Origin of the sequence: Streptomyces rubradiris, from assembly GCF_016860525.1 — a bacterium.
In the GTDB taxonomy this organism is placed as follows: domain Bacteria; phylum Actinomycetota; class Actinomycetes; order Streptomycetales; family Streptomycetaceae; genus Streptomyces; species Streptomyces rubradiris.
This window is the reverse complement of record NZ_BNEA01000001.1, coordinates 541,013-555,697: the sequence shown is the minus strand read 5'-3', so window position 1 is coordinate 555,697 and position 14,685 is coordinate 541,013. Positions and strand designations below refer to the sequence as shown.

Genomic DNA, 14,685 nt, shown 5'->3' with positions numbered 1-14,685 from the left:
CGGCCCGTCGTTAGGAGGCAGGGCCGTGCGGCTCCGTGGCCGATGCCACGGAGCCGCACGGTGGTTACCGTCAGAAGCCGACGCTCGGATCGTCCGTGTCCTCTTCCGGGTCCACGCTGTACAGCGGGCGGTCCTCGATCCCCAGGGCGCGCATCAGCTCGTTGGTCGGAATCCTGTACCTACGTCCGATGCGGAGGACGGGGCAGGGGAACTCGTGCTCGCGGATCAGCCGGTACGCGGTCGTCGAGCCGATTCCGAGTGCTCGGGCCGCCGTGCGCAGGTCCACTGCGACGGGCAGGTCGAACATCTCCGTGAAACTGAGGCGGCCCTCTGCCGGATCCTTCACCCTCGCCTCCCCGCAGGCCGGACCGGCCGGGTGTCCGCGCGGCGCCCGGCCCGTCGCCTCTTCCCGGGGCTGTGACCCGCCGACCGGTCCTGCGACCCGTCGTCGGTGTCGATGAAGATTCCCTGTCGGCGCAGATGCTCCGGGCGCACCCGGAAACGCAGCGGTGCGCACAGCCCGTCCGGGCCGTCCGGACGGTCGACCCGTACGTCCAGGCTCTCCGCCGCCGGAGCGTCCGCCTCCTCGCCGGACGCAGTGAGAGCGTGCTCCTCGGTGATGCGTTCGATCTGGGTGGACGGAAGCTCCCGCAGCCCTTCCCGGGCGAGATGCCACGCCCTGGCGCGCGCCGCGTGCAGCAGGGAGGAGTCGGTGAGACAGCTCGCGCCGTCCCGATCCGCCAGCTTCTCCAGGAGAGCCAGGACCATCTCGGCCTCCACGTCCGACCGGTCGGCCCGCAGGCGCGTGCAGACCCGGTGGACCGTCCCCGTCAACCGGGGCAAGGCCAGCCAGATCGCCAGGAGTTTCCCCGTGCTGTCTGGAGTCAGGTCGCTCTGCGCCGTGCGGATGACCTCCTTCCAGACCGCGTTGGCGAACTGAGGGTCGGAGCCGGAGCCGTACAAGGCCTCGTGCGTCTCGGCGGCGGTCAGCCGGACCGGATCAGCCTCGTCGGCGTCCGTGGGGACGAGCACGAAGACCGCGTCACTGGTCCGGGGATCGTCGAAGTGCCGCCTCACCGAGGCGAACGCACTGCTGTGCGGTGGATACATCAGGAAATGTCCTCTCTTCGGACTACGGAAACCTGAGTCCTGAGGTGCTGGAGATACCGAGATGCTGGATGAGGTGTGTCCTGTGGTGGGGACATACCGCCTCATATCCGCGTCAAGCGGAAAAGAGTCCCACCAGCCTCACTTTGATGCGTGAGCATGCGGTAGTGGTCTTCTCGACCAGGTAACGCCGCCTTTGACCACGAGCGTGTAGCAAGCGCGGCAGCCAGGCCGCGAGCTCGCCGGTGACGAAGTTCGCGAGGCTGGTGGGTGCCCGTACAGAACGGGCACCCACGAACTGTTGCGCTCAGGCGGTCTCGGAGGACGAGGTGTCCGGCGCCTCGGTGGGCGGGGTCGACGGGGTGGTGTCCTCGGTCCGGACGGCCGTACGCCGGCGGCGGCTCGGCGGCCAGTCGGGGGACTGGCGCAGACGGGCTGCCCGGCGGTTGCGCTGACGGCTGTTCATCGGGTTCGTGGTTCCTCTCTGATGAGTCGTTGGATGACTAAGCCGCCGTTTCGTGCTTCTGCGAGCGGCTGGTGCCATCGTGCCCGGGGGTGAAGCGGGGCCGCAGAGCCAAAACTGAGGGATAACTGAGTCCTCGGGGGCGTGAAGAAGCAAGCGCGTGTGAAGCGGCACAGCGCGGCGCACAGATGAAGGGGCGCCGGCGAGGGGCCGGATCACTGACTGCGGCGCGGTGAGGGGGAGGTCGATGGAGGGGTACGTGCTGGGTCCGGTGCGAGCGGAAGGGGACGGCGGCAGAAGGGTGGTCGAAGGGTCGAAGGTGGCGGCTCTGTTCGCCCTCCTGGTGACCTCACCAGGCTGCCGGTGTACCAGGAAGGAGATAGCCGAGGTCCTCTGGGAGGGCGACGAGGATGTCGGCGTCCGGGTTGACCGTGTCGTCGCCGACCTGCGGAAGCGGCTGGGCCAGGAGTCCGTGCCCCATAGCGGCAAGTCGGGTTACTGCACGCTCCGCGTCCCGGTGGGAGACGTCGACCTGCTTCGTTTTCGCGAAAAGGTGAAGCAGGCTGAGGGGCTGACCTGTAAAGCGCAGTTCGAGCTGCTCGGCGCGGCCTTGGAGGAGTGGAACGGCGAGGACGAACCGCTGCACGGACTGTCCGAGACCGGCTTCCACTTGCGTCGGGAGGAGCTACGGGCCGAGTTGATGGCCGCCGTGTACGCGCGGCTGGACGCAGCCTACAGGTCCTGGGAGGTCAAATGGCTGCGCGAGGAGACGGAGAAATGGTTCGAGCGCGCGCCGGAATTGCCGCAGATCTTCCGGTTCTACTTGCTCGCCCACGCAGACCTGCCGGAGTCCCGACGTGAGCGGCTCATCAAGAAGTGGGAGAAGCGCAACGGAAAAGCGGATGTCGATGTACAGAGCGCCATCGACCAGGTCCGGGGAGAGAGCCGTCGGCCGGGCGGGGTGCTCCTGCCCCCCGTTCCCGACCAGTTGCCCGGCGGCAGGCGCAAGCCGATCGGGCAGGACGAGCTGATCGGTGACCTCTTCGAGGCCGTGTGCGAGGAACAGGACGCCGGCAATCTGGCGCTGGTCCTGATCAGCGGCATGGCGGGCGTCGGGAAGACCACGGTGGCCGAGACCCTCGCCGGTCGGCTGCGGGAGCGGTTTCCCGACGGGGTGCTGCGCGGCGAACTGAACGGATTCGCCGACGGGGATGTGCGGCCCGCCGAACCGGACGAGATCCTGGACGGCTTTCTGGCCGCGCTGCCGCCTTACACCACGGTGACCGGAACGGAGAGCAAGAGCAACGCGCTGCGGTCGGCGCTGGCCCACCGGTCGGTGCTCATCGTCCTCGACGACGCGCTCAGCGCCCAGCAGGTGCTGCCGCTGCTTCCCGGAGACGGTACCTGTGCCGTGATCGTCACCAGTCGTAACGACCTCTTTCGGCTGCAGTCCGAGAGAAAGGTGCTGTTCCGCAAGATGGAGCCGCTGCACGAGGCGGACGCCCTGGAGGTACTCCAGGAGAAAGTGTCGGCCGAGGACCGGGCCAAGCACGCCGTGCCCTTCAGCAAGCTGGTCCACCTCTGCGGTCGGCTGCCGTTGGCCCTCGTGGTGGTGGCCCGGCTCTTGGAGGTCGGTGCGCGTCCGCTGCACACCCTCCCTGCCCTGGTGCGGGAGATGGAGAAGGAGCTGGAGCGGGCGAAGCTGGACACCCTGGACCTGCCCGAGCACGAACTGTCGGTCCGCGCCGCGCTCAACTGCTCCGTGCGCGTGCTGAATGAGGAAGCCCGGCTGCTGCTGTGGCAGCTCGCCGTCCATCCCGGGCCCAGCGCTTCCTGGGAGGCGGTGATGGATCTGGGACGGGCAGTGGACGAAGGGACGCGTACCGACCGGGCCCTGGTGGACCTCGTGGCGGCGAACCTGGTGGAACGTCACGGCGACCGCTACGGGCTGCACGACCTCGTGCGGGCCTTCGCCCTTCGGCACGTGCGGCCGGTGCCGGACGGAGAGAACGCGGAGATCGAGCGGGCGACCGTACGGCAGGTGCTGGAACACCAGTTGCACAACGTCCGAGCCTGCGACCGGGTGCTCGACCGGGAACGCACCCTGCCCATCGGTGAGCCCGGAGCGGTCAGGGTCACCGACCCCGCGGACCTCGCGGAGGCGATGGCGTTCCTGGACGAGGAGTACCCCGCCGTCCAGCGAGGCATTCACTTGGCGATCAATCGGCGTATCGACCAGTACGTGTGGCTGCTTCCGATGGCCCTGGTCATCTACCAGTGGCGCCGCCGCCTGCTCGATGATGCGCGACAGAACCTCCGGTACGCCGCCGAGGCGGCGGAGACCGTCGCCGGCCCGGTCGATCGCGCCATGGTCTACCGGTCGCTGGCAGGGACCCACTGGCGGCTCGGTGAGTACGACTTGGCTGTGGGCAACCTGCGCAGGGCCGTCCGGCTCAGCGAGGAGGACCGCAGCGCGGAAGGCCGGCTGAGTCTGGCCCGTACGCTGCACCGGCTCGGACTCACCCTGCGCAAGCAGGGCGACCGGATGGGAGCGGAGGAAGCGCTCGGCCGCGCACTGGAGTTGTGCCGGGAGGTGTCCGACCGGGTCGGGGAGGCGGCTGTTCTGAACGTCCTCGGTGCGATCGACCTCGACCGGGGCGAGCTCGAGCAGGCGCTCCGTCGGTGCGCCGACGCCCTGGGCGTGGTGGGGCGCACGACGGAGCGCAGCGGCCTGGCCGATGTGCTGTTCACCCTGGCCAAGGTGCACCTGGCCCGTTCCGAACGGGACGAGGCCATCACCCTGTACCGGCAGGCCTCCGACATCTACCGCGAACAGGAGAACTGGCCCAACGAGGACAAGGTAAGGATGCTCTTCGCTGATGTCCTGGTGTCCGCCGGTGACACCGACGCGGCGGTGCGGGAGCTGGAGAGAGTCATCGTGCTGCGTGAGCTGATGGACGGTGAGGGGGTGCGGGAGGTCCGAGAGCGGCTGGAAGGGCTGAGGTGACCCGCCCGATCGGCGACCGTCGGCTCACCGTCAGAGCCGGGGCGGATGCGTGCGGTAGTACTCGGTCGGGTCCGGGCGCAGGGGCTTCGATGGCCGTTGCGAGCAAAGCTGGGGTAGGTAGCAGCGGAGCCGATCGAACACTTCACGGACATCCGTGGGGCGCTCCGTCGCCTTCCACCGGACCATCCACAGCGCCAGGGAGGCGAACTCCGGGGGTAGTTTGGCGAGCCGATCGGCAGGCAGCACCGGGGTGCCCTCTTCCGCCCGCTCGTCCTGTCCACCGTAGGGCAGGCGCATCACGGTCATCTCCAGCAGGATGCAGCCGAGTGCGAAGATGTCCGCTTGCCGCGTCAGACCTGACGGGCACGCGTCGGACTGCTCGGGGGAGGCCCAGCCGCGCGTGCCGCGTGCGTATTCCGTCTCCTGACCCGCCACGACCGCGTGTCCCATGTCAATGAGCCGGAGACGGCCGTCCGGCTGCACGATGACGTTCTCGGGCTTGAGATCGCAGTGCACCAGATTCCGGTCGTGGACTTCTGCCAGAATTTCGCACAGTTGGCCGATGACGGCCGCAACGGTCCCAGGATCCCTAACGGGCAGGGCCGCCGACAGGACCTTCTGCAGTTGGTGCCCTTCGACAAATTCCATGACCAGGCACCGGCGTCGCCGGTGTGTCCCCGTGGCGATGACTTCGGGAATCGCCTGGATTCCCGTCAGCATCATCATGCGTGATCCCTCTTTGAGGAGTTCATTGCCGGCCCAGTGGAAATCGCTCTCGGGTCCGAGGTCCCGGGCCTTCTGAAGCTTCAACGCCACCTTCTGCCCGCTGATGCGGTCACGCCCGAGGAAAAGGTCGCCTTGGCCGCCGTCGCCGACCATGTCCAGCACTTCGTAGCGCCTCTCCACATCGCCGACCTCCTCGATCTCCCTCACGGCCATCCACCTTTCCTCCGTACGGAAATGGAGCATGAAATGTCACAGCCATGGCTGCCCCCCGACGGGGTGACCCGCACGTCCGATGTCATCACGGTATCCGCCGGGATGTTCAAGGGGGGAGAGTTCCGATGCCCTGCCGCTGACGCTCTCAAGACCCACGGCTACCACACCACCGACCCCGTACCGCGGCGCCGTGAGCGGTTGGAGCACTTCGCTCTGGGCCCCTTCATGGCTGCCTGCGACATCCGTTCGGGGCCTGCCGGCCACCCGCCCCGGACACGTACCGGGCCCTTGCACGACGGCCTGCGGACCTGGTCGGAGCACGGCGTGACGTTGTACGAGGCGGCCTTCCCCCTCGACCCGGAACGCCCCCTGCACGAGGTGCCCGAGCCGTGGACGTACCGCTACCGGCCGTCCGGTCCCGACCCGCGCGACGCCCAGGAGTACCGCCTCACCGTGTGGGGCCGCTGCCTGGCCTCCCCCGACGGTGCCTACCGCGAGCTTCGTCTGCCCGTGCACCGCCTGCGGGACCTGCCGCCCCACGGGTTCACCGCGGCCGTCGCCCTGGTGCTGGCCGAGGGCGCCCCCGGACCACCGCCGGAGCACGTACGGATCGTGGAGTTCGCGCTCTTCGACGGCCGTACGCGGGAACTCTTCGCGGGAAGCCGGGAAGAGGCGCGCGCCCGGTACCGCGAACACGGCCCCGCTGCCCTGGCCGGCGTACTGGACGGACGGGAATACCGCCCGGGGTCCGCCTGTGGCGGATGCCCCTACCTGTCGGTGTGCCCGGCCCTGCGCACAGCGCCCGGACTGCTGGGCATCGAGGCGCACGACCGGCCCCGCCGCACCTGGTCGGTCACCAACGGGCGGGCCTACCGAGCCTGCCCGGCGCGTGACCATATGCGCCGGCTGCACCTGCCCACGGCGGATTCCGTCGAACGCGAGGTGACGGCCGAGCGCGGCCGGGCGCTGCACGCCTACCTCGCCGAACGGCACGCCCACGGATCGCCTCGGCCCTGCACGGTCGAGGTTCCCGAGGAGTGGGTACCGGAGGGATTCGACCTGCCCGCACACGAACGCGCACTCGGCGCCCTGCTGTTGCGGCGACACGCCGCGGTCTGTCCGCTGCGGTACGTCAGGGACGGTACGGATGTGCGGACCGAGCCCCGGGTGGTGCGGCACGACACAGCCGCCGACGTGGTGGTCCTGGCCGCGCCCGACCTGCTCTACCGGGATGCCGGGTCATGGGTGTGGCGCGAGACCAAGACCTCCGTCACCGATCGGCGGTCCGACCGCCCCCTGCTGGAGCGTTATCCGCAGTTGGCCCTGGCCGTCGTGCTGATCGCCCGCGGTGACCTGGGCGGTGATCCGTTCCGCGCGCGGGTCGAGCTGGAGGTGCTGCGCCCCGGCGGCGCCGACCTGGAGATCATCGATCCCTTCGCCCCGGCCAATCGGGTCACCGCCGAGAAGGTACTGCGGGCGATGGTGGCCGACTGGCACGGGGACGACCAGTACGCGGCCCGGCCCGGACGCTCCTGCGAGCGGTGCGAAGTGGCCCGCTGGTGTACGGCGTCGTCCGTCAGCGAGGCCGCGGCATGAGGGCGGCCTCGGCCGGCCGGGCCGATCGGCCGGACGCCGGCGAGGCGCCCGAGGGCGTGGGCAGCGACCTCTTCGGCGAACTCGCCCGCATGGTGGCGGCTCTCTCCGAGGTCCAAGGGCTGCGCTCCTTCACCCTGCCCTATCCCGACCTCGCCCAGCGGGCGCTGGATCACACGGTGATGCGCTGCCTCGACGCGGGGGAGGCGCCGCCGAGGAGTCTTCCGGAGCTGTGGGAGTGGTGCCAGACCAGGCCGTCCGACGACCCACTCTTCGCGGTCCCCTCCTCCCTGGTCTCGCCGGGCACCACGCTGGTGCACCGGGTCGGCCGGATGCCGACCCGGTCGTGTCTCGAGGTGGCCTCGCACGGACCGGACGGAGGCGTGGCGGCCCGCGCCCGCGCGCTCCTCGGGGACCTGCACGCGCGGAGTGGAACGGAGGAGAGCTACCGGCAGTGCCGGGCGTTCCTGGCGCGTCACCCGGTCGTCCACCAGCAGGACCGCTTCGCGCCGGGTTGGAACAGGGCCGTCTGGAGCCGGGTCAAGAGCCTCTACGGTCCGTTGCCCGAGTTCCTGCTCGTCGACGGAGACTTCCTGTACTGCCCCTCGTGCAGGCTCCCTGCGCTGCCCCGGGACAGTACCGTGCCCGTACCCGGACCGTCCGGCACCGGCGCGGAAGTCTGGTGCGAGGGGGAGGACTGCCCGTGCGATGCCCCTCCGCGGCTCATCCGTGAGCCGGACCAGGCGTGGATCCTGCAGCGCTCGCTGCGGTGGTACCTCGTACTGCCGCACCGCACCGACGAAGCCGCTCGGGAGGCACTGGAGCGCGCCGAAGTCGCGTACGAGCCCCTGCCCGGTCCTCTGCCCGCCTACCGGCTCAGGGACACCGGCCCCCGCATCGTGGACATCCAGGTGTACGACCGCCTGCAGCCGGCGCTCCTCGCAGCCCATCTCACCGACAACACACCCCTCGCGGACCGCACCCTCGTCGTGGTCCCCGACGCGCTCGCCGGACGGGACGGCTACCGGCAGGCCTTCACCGATGCGCTTCCCGCGCTCCTGCGGGACCGGCTGGTGCTCACCACCCCCATGGACCTCGTGCCCGACCTGGGACAGCCCCGGCGAGAGGAGAAGGACGATGCGTAGTATCACCCCGCCCTTGACCGACGTGTTCAACGCGCTCAAGGCATTTCTGGGGTCCTCCGTGCCCCAGCCCGCGCTGGAAGCCCTCTGCCAGGTCGAACTCGGCCTGTACCTCCAGCAGAAGATGATGCCGGGCAGCCCCGCGGGCAGCGCCTGGGTGCTGTTCAGTGGGTACGGGTTCGCCGAGGCGCACCGGGCACCGCTGCCATCCGATGCGGCGAAGACCCTGCGTATCGCCAGGTACTCGCTGTGGACGCTGCGCCGGAGCCGTACCTGGCTCGAGGCGCTGGACACCTACCAGAGGTTCGACCCCAGGGTGCGCGCCTACGACGTACCGGACGCCGAGACACCCGCTGCCCGCCGCGGCCTCTCCGTCGCCGGTGACCGCTTCTCCGTCTACGAGCAACTGCTGCGTGCCGCACCGCCGCTGGCGGGCAGGCGCCTGCCGGTCGCGGGTCAGGGCCCGCACGCCTTCCCCGTCAGTCGCACCATGGCCGTCGTCGACCTGCCGCCGGTTCCCCGTATCCCCCTCGTCGCCCACGACATGGACCTGGAACCGGCCGGTGGCGGCGAGCCCTTGAGCTTCACCAGGGAGAACCTGGAGCGCACGGCGGCGGAGATGGACGCCCAACACGCTCGCTCCGGCAAGGGCCGGGCACCACGGTGGCTGGAGCGGCTTCGGTCGTTCGACCTGTCCACCAAGGAGAACGGAACCTTCCACAAGGCGAGGAAGGACGAGGACTTCACCTTCACGGTCGATGGCATCCAGCACCTGCTCGGCATCGTCGGCGCAGGCAAGAGCACACTGCGCGACATCATCGCCGTCCATCTCGCCAAGCTAGGCAAGCGCACCACCATCGTCGTCACCGATGTCGCGGAGGTGCTGAAGCTCGTCCGGCTCTACGACCTCTACACCGACGGCGCCGCCGCACCCGTGCTCGGCTCCTCGGGCCGTGAGCGGCACGCCCAGCGGTTGCACCGTCGGCTGGCGGGCCGGGGCGAGCACCGACTGCTCGCCCACGACGACCCCGCCTTCGCCTACCTCGGCACGTCCTGCCTGCTCAACGTCAGACGGCAGGGCGCCACGTCGACGACCGAACCACTCGCCTACGGTGAGGCACCCTGCTCCCGGCTCCGACCCCCCTCGGCCCCGCGGCGTGACCCGAGCGACGGACGGCACTTCGCGTGGCAGAAGAGGGTGACGAGCTGCCCGTACTGGTCCGCCTGTCCCCGTCACCACGGAGCTCGGACCCTGGTCGGCGCCCTGATCTGGGTGGCCACGCCGGCCGGGTTGATCGACGCCTCGCCGCCCCGCTCGCAGAACGGCGAGCGCATCCGCTTCCTCGAACTCGCCTGCCGCCGTAGTGACCTCGTGATCATCGACGAGGCCGACCGTGTCCAGATGGAGCTCGACCGCACTTTCGCACCCGCCGTGGTCCTCGCCAGCGACGAGGACAAGGGCCTCATCGACCAGCTGAGCCGGCACAAGATCCGGGAACTCGCGGCCGGCGGACGCACCCAGCTCTCCGAACGGGACGTCGAGACCTTCGCCGCCGCCCTCAACACCGCAGGCGCGGCCACCGACCGGCTGTACGCGATGCTCGTCGCCGGGTACGAGCTGCGCAAGTGGGTGCGGACGGGCTACTTCAGCGCCTGGACGCTCCAGCTGGGGCTCCTCGACGAACGCTACGAACTCCCCGACGACAGCGGTCCGGACCACCCCCATCACGCCCCCCGCGAGGCTCTCGGGAAACTGCTCGACGCGTTCCGGGACAACCCCTTCGGTGACCGTCACCGCAGGACGGAGGAGGACTTCAGCCGGCTGACCGCCCTCCTCAACGAACTGCTCCACACCGGAAACCCGGAGAACACCCGGCGCCGCCTCACCGAGGTCATGGACGAGGTCTTCGCCATCGACCCGAAATACATGGCTGCCCGGCAGCGGAAGTACCAAGAGGCGTACGACGAGTGGCGGCGCGAGGAGGAGGAACAGAAGAAGAAGCGCGGGCGCCGCAGGAAGCCCAAGCCTCCGCCCCAGACTCCCGAGGAATGGCGGCAGCAACTCGCGGAGCGCTTCGAGTTCACACTGTTGCTCAGCGCCCTGGAACCACGGCTCGCCATGATCAACGCCATGTGGCCCCGTGTCGAGGCCGCCCTCAGCCTGGGCTTCAACACGATGTACCGCCGGCCGCTCGACTACGGCCCGATGGTGCCCGAGGCCCCGATGGGCAATGTGCTCGGCTTCCAGTTCCGGGTTCCGGGTGAGGACAAGGGCGGAGTCCGCAGCGGCGAACTGACTTTCTTCCGGTGCAGCGGCGTCGGACGTGAACTGCTTCGCGCCATCCCCGATCTCACCTCCGTAGACGGCAGGCCCGGTGCCCACTTGCTGCTCATGTCGGGCAGCAGCTGGGCGGGCGCGTCCAGCCGCTACCACGTCTGCGTCCCGGTCGGTGTGGTCATCGAACCGCCGGCCGAGGTGACCGAACGCATCGCCAACGAGAGCTCTATGCGCTTCGAGTTCATCGACGACGGCGACGAGAAACTGCGCATGTCGGGAACCCACCCGGACGACCGCCCGGAGAAGCTGCGCCGCATCGCGTGCCATCTGGGTGAGGGCGGAGACGAGTACGAGGTCACTGGCGGTGGTCCGCTCCAGCAGGAGTTGCTCTCTCTTCCTCCAGGGCGCGACCAGATCCTGCTGCTGGTCGGCAGCTATGCCGAGGCACGTGTGGTGGCCGACACACTGCACAACCTCAACGTCCGCTGGCGCAACAAGGTGCTGTGCCTGGTGTCGGACGACGAGGAGATCACCGCGGAGGACGAGGCGCCGTCCGCCTATCACGCCCGATCACTGCGCCGGGGCGACGTCGAGCGCCTGAAGGACCTCAAGGCGGACATCCTGGTGGCGCCCCTACTCGCGCTGGAACGCGGCCACAACATCCTCAACAAGGACGACGAGGCGGCCATCGGCACGGTCTACTTCCTGGCACGGCCCCATCCGCACCCAGAGGACCTCCACCTGGCCGTCAACGCCGTCAACGACTGGGTCGTCCGCGCCGTCACCGGTGGTGACTTCGCCACCCTGGTGCAGGGAAAACCCACCGTCGAGGAAGGAGCGGAGGAGTTCCGTCGCCTCGCCCGTTCGTACTGGTACCGGGTACTCGCCCGTTCCATGGCGTGGAGCCGTCTCGACGACGACGTACGGGAGCAGGTCACCTGGGACATGCTGGTCCTGTTGTGGCAGGTGATCGGGCGACTGGTACGCGGTGGCGTACCGGCCCGGGTGGTCTTCGTCGACGCCGCCTTCGCCCCCAACCGCGGCGCCGTACCGGCGCGGCCCGACACCCCTAAATCCAGTCTGCTGCACAGCGTCCTCGCCGTCCTGGACCCGTATTTCGACGGCGGCACGACGACCGCGGAGGAGCAGTTCATCGTCCGCGCCCTGTACGCGCCACTGCGCAGCATGCTCACCCGCCTGCTCGCCGCCGTACCCGCCCACCCGTAAGGGCCGAACCCCTGTCCCAGGAGGTAATTCCGTGTACCACCACATTCGCGTCGCGGCCTACGAACCCGATCCGCTCCACGGACCCTGGCGGGAGGAGATGAAAGTGCTGCGGCTCGGCGAGGACCTGCACGCCGAGCTCACCGGGATGCATGCCGAGGCGGACAAGAACTCCGTCCACCCCCACCGGCTCCCCGTGCGCAGGCTCAACTCCCTGCTCCAGGCGATGGCGCCAGGCGTCATCGCGACCGGCCGCAACGCCGGGACGGACGGCCGTCTGCCGTGGCTCTACGCGCGGGAAGCCGTCCCGCCGGACGTGCTGGCCCCGGTGGTTGGAGCTTGGGCGGCGGGCATGCACCGGGAGGACGACGACTCGGAGGGCGCCGATCTCGAAGAGAGGCTCCGCTCCGGTGACCCGGCCGAGACGGTACGTCTGCCCCACTGGGAGACGGAACCGGTCGACCTCGCCGAGAGTGTGCTCTCGGCGGGCGGAACCGCCGAACCCGCCGCGCGGCTCTACAGCCTGCTGCCCGAGTGGATCGCCTTCCGGCTGGCCGCCCGGACGTTCCGCACGGGCGGCACCACACTCCACTTCCGCGTCGAGAGCTCGGGTGACGGCGCGCGACTCGTCTCCTGGCCGCCTCAGCGATACGAGCGCCGTCGGCAGACCTGGTACTACTCGGCCTGCCTCACCATCACCGTCCACACCGTGCCGTTCGCCCCGCGGTTCCGCGTCCATGTGTCCACCCAGGTACGCCGGTGGGCCACCCGACTGGACGTACGCCCCCACCAGCTCGGCGGTACGACCGTCCTGCTCGACGCTCCACTGCCATGGCCGGAAGGGCCGGACCGGGGCCACCGGCTGATGGTGAACACGCTGGGCTACGACCGGCGGACGAAGGAACTGGCCTGGCGTTGGCACAGCCCCGCACCGCTCGTGCCCGAGCTGGACATCGTGCGCAACTATCCCCGGCCCGAAGCGCTCTTCTCCGACCCCGAACGCTGGATCAACGGTTCCGGGGACGTGGCCGCCGGCATCGTCTACCACCCGTCGATCGGCCCGCACGAGGTCGGACCCGGGCTGATGCCACGGGAGCGGGCGGACCTGGACGCCTGGGTCGAGGAAGGGCTGCGCCCCCTGCTGACCCGGGTCCCCGACCTCACGCGCGTCTCCCGGAGCAACACACCCTCCCTGCTCCCCCGTTCCGGCGCCGGACGCGTCCCGGGCGTCCGCGACGCCCAGCTGGCTCTGCAACGGCGGGCGGCGCTGACACGCGCACTGAACGGCCGCCCCCTGGAGATCGATGTCTTCTGGCAATCCCCGGAAACCCGTGCGGCGCTGCTCGCCGAGCTGCCCAAGCTCATTGGTCTTCCTGCCGGGCAGCAAGTGCCGTCGGCCGACGGGGAGACCTGGCAGTGGCAGTGCGAGGGGGTCGACATCCGCGTCCGGGCCCGGCCCGCGGGCCCCTTGGCCGACGCCCTGCCGGCCACCCGAGCCCGCGGGCGCCTCAGGGCCGTCCGGCTGGCCGAGGCCATCGAAGGGCGCTGCGGGCTCGTGGCGGACCGGGCGGACCCGCTCCTCGGCGGGGCCGGAGTCGTGATCACGGAGATCGCCGGCAAGGAGCGCTTCGCCGCCGTCCCGGACTCCGACCCCAAGCACGCGCTGCGCATCGCCTGGGCACGGCAGGGACGGCTGACCCAGTTCGTGACCTCGCCCGACGACACCGACAGCGCTCTGGAACACCGGGCCAGGTGGACCTGGCTGGACGCCTTCCGGCAGCTGGGCGCGATCAGCCCGCCCGCCCATCGGGTGGGAGCCGGCATTCCGGGCGACCTTCAGTACGCGGCGCTCTGGCTCGTACGCCACACCAGGAAGGGGCCCACGCGATGCCCCGCCCACCGGCTGGTGGCGGTGCGGGTGCGCCCCGGGGACGGACCGGGCGTCATCGAAGGGTGGGACGTAGAACGAGCCGAATGGGTGCCGTATCCGAAGCTGTTGCTGCTGCTCTCCCAGGCACGGGAACCGGCGGCGAGCGGCGGGAAGGAGACCGGCACGGGGAAGCTCGTCGATGACTCGGCAGCCCCGGGAGGATCCCGGCCCACTGCCCGCCCGGGCGTGGAGCAGGGCAGGCAGCGGGAGACCGAGCGGCAGATCCGGGCACTGCTCTTCCAGCTCCGCGACCGCCCGACGCTGCTGCTGGCGGACGCCGGAAATCTGCGCCAGTGCTGGCCTGGCCTGCGCAACGGTGCACTGGACCGCGACATGCTCGGCTTCGGGGCCGAACCCGCCCAGCGGCACACGCTCTACGGCCACGACCTGCGGGTGCTGCTCGTACGGGACGCCAACGCCCGGGGTGAAGTGGCGGAGTGGTACGCCCACGACACCGAGGACGGGGTCGGCTTCGCCGAGGGTGTGTGGGGGACGGCGGATACGGAGGGCCGTGTCTTCGCGAGTACGGCCTCGAAGCCGCACACGGTGGCGAAACTGCCGAAGGGGCTCATGAAGCTGGTGCCCACGGCACAGGGCCGGACAGCGCCCGGGAAGACCGCGTGGAACCCCGGGCAACTGGAGATCACCGTGCTCGGCTGTCTGTCGGAGAAGGCGCTGACGGACTCGGGGCGTGCGGGTGACCCGCCCGACCGGCCGGCGGAGTGGGCGACGCTCGCGCACCAGCTGCGTTACCACGACGACTACCCGCCGCTCGCCCGGCCTCTCCCGCTGCACTTGGCGCGTCTCGCCGGTGAGTACGTGCTTCCGGTGGCCGGAACGAAGTAAGCGGGGAGTACGTCATCCGCTTCCTGAGCGAGGTGCCGCCTGAATGGGGCGTCCCAAACGATCGACGCTGATATGGATCAATGCTTCCCTCGTGTGAGCGCCGAAGCCTGAACCTGACCGCGGGGACGGCGTCTGGTGCACTCCTTGCTGGGATCA

Annotated in this window: 10 protein-coding genes; 5 read left to right on the top strand and 5 right to left on the bottom strand. The window is 70.0% G+C overall.

The features are described from left to right. Positions 1 to 70: 70 nt before the first annotated feature. From Srubr_RS02650 to Srubr_RS41295, 4 genes are all read right to left on the bottom strand, one after another. Positions 71 to 307, bottom strand: coding sequence for a helix-turn-helix domain-containing protein (locus tag Srubr_RS02650; RefSeq protein WP_078992515.1), 237 nt, complete (start codon positions 305 to 307; stop codon positions 71 to 73). A gap of 35 nt (positions 308 to 342) precedes the next feature. Then, positions 343 to 1,110: a hypothetical protein gene (locus Srubr_RS02645; RefSeq protein ID WP_189993270.1), complete on the bottom strand. Its 768-nt coding sequence runs from the start codon at positions 1,108 to 1,110 to the stop codon at positions 343 to 345. 304 nt (positions 1,111 to 1,414) lie between these two features. Next, on the bottom strand, positions 1,415 to 1,573 hold the full coding sequence (locus tag Srubr_RS02640; protein WP_189993268.1) for a hypothetical protein: 159 nt from the start codon (positions 1,571 to 1,573) through the stop codon (positions 1,415 to 1,417). Between the two features lie 346 nt (positions 1,574 to 1,919). Further along, entirely contained in the window at positions 1,920 to 2,051 is a 132-nt protein-coding gene (locus Srubr_RS41295; RefSeq protein WP_268257574.1) for a hypothetical protein, read from the bottom strand. Between the two features lie 72 nt (positions 2,052 to 2,123). Between Srubr_RS41295 and Srubr_RS02635 the strand changes: the two genes are divergently transcribed. Further along, on the top strand, positions 2,124 to 4,577 hold the full coding sequence (locus Srubr_RS02635) for a tetratricopeptide repeat protein (protein WP_189993266.1): 2,454 nt from the start codon (positions 2,124 to 2,126) through the stop codon (positions 4,575 to 4,577). Between the two features lie 30 nt (positions 4,578 to 4,607). Here the strand turns inward: Srubr_RS02635 and Srubr_RS02630 are convergent, their stop codons facing one another. After that, on the bottom strand, positions 4,608 to 5,510 hold the full coding sequence (locus tag Srubr_RS02630) for a serine/threonine protein kinase (protein WP_189993264.1): 903 nt from the start codon (positions 5,508 to 5,510) through the stop codon (positions 4,608 to 4,610). 330 nt (positions 5,511 to 5,840) lie between these two features. On the opposite strand from Srubr_RS02630, the gene Srubr_RS02625 reads away from it, so the two are divergent. The 4 genes from Srubr_RS02625 to Srubr_RS02610 are packed head-to-tail and all read left to right on the top strand — an operon-like array spanning position 5,841 to position 14,529. Then, on the top strand, positions 5,841 to 7,112 hold the full coding sequence (locus Srubr_RS02625; RefSeq protein WP_229926595.1) for a PD-(D/E)XK nuclease family protein: 1,272 nt from the start codon (positions 5,841 to 5,843) through the stop codon (positions 7,110 to 7,112). Further along, complete coding sequence (locus Srubr_RS02620; RefSeq protein WP_189993261.1) at positions 7,109 to 8,254, top strand: pPIWI_RE_Y domain-containing protein; 1,146 nt, start codon at positions 7,109 to 7,111, stop codon at positions 8,252 to 8,254. The genes Srubr_RS02625 and Srubr_RS02620 overlap by 4 nt, the downstream gene beginning before the upstream one ends. Continuing rightward, a complete protein-coding gene (locus Srubr_RS02615) occupies positions 8,247 to 11,756 on the top strand; it encodes a pPIWI_RE_Z domain-containing protein (protein ID WP_189993259.1) in 3,510 nt (1,169 codons plus the stop codon). Before Srubr_RS02620 ends, Srubr_RS02615 begins: the two co-directional genes overlap by 8 nt. Positions 11,757 to 11,787: 31 nt before the next feature. Continuing rightward, positions 11,788 to 14,529, top strand: coding sequence for a pPIWI_RE module domain-containing protein (locus Srubr_RS02610; RefSeq protein WP_189993257.1), 2,742 nt, complete (start codon positions 11,788 to 11,790; stop codon positions 14,527 to 14,529). Positions 14,530 to 14,685: the final 156 nt, after the last annotated feature.

Coding starts and splice junctions, on each gene's coding strand:
- Srubr_RS02645 (WP_189993270.1), bottom strand. CDS start 1,110: ATGTATCCACCGCACAGCAGTGCGTTCGCCTCGGTGAGGCGGCACTTC.
- Srubr_RS02620 (WP_189993261.1), top strand. CDS start 7,109: ATGAGGGCGGCCTCGGCCGGCCGGGCCGATCGGCCGGACGCCGGCGAG.
- Srubr_RS02615 (WP_189993259.1), top strand. CDS start 8,247: ATGCGTAGTATCACCCCGCCCTTGACCGACGTGTTCAACGCGCTCAAG.
- Srubr_RS02650 (WP_078992515.1), bottom strand. CDS start 307: ATGTTCGACCTGCCCGTCGCAGTGGACCTGCGCACGGCGGCCCGAGCA.
- Srubr_RS41295 (WP_268257574.1), bottom strand. CDS start 2,051: ATGGGGCACGGACTCCTGGCCCAGCCGCTTCCGCAGGTCGGCGACGAC.
- Srubr_RS02640 (WP_189993268.1), bottom strand. CDS start 1,573: ATGAACAGCCGTCAGCGCAACCGCCGGGCAGCCCGTCTGCGCCAGTCC.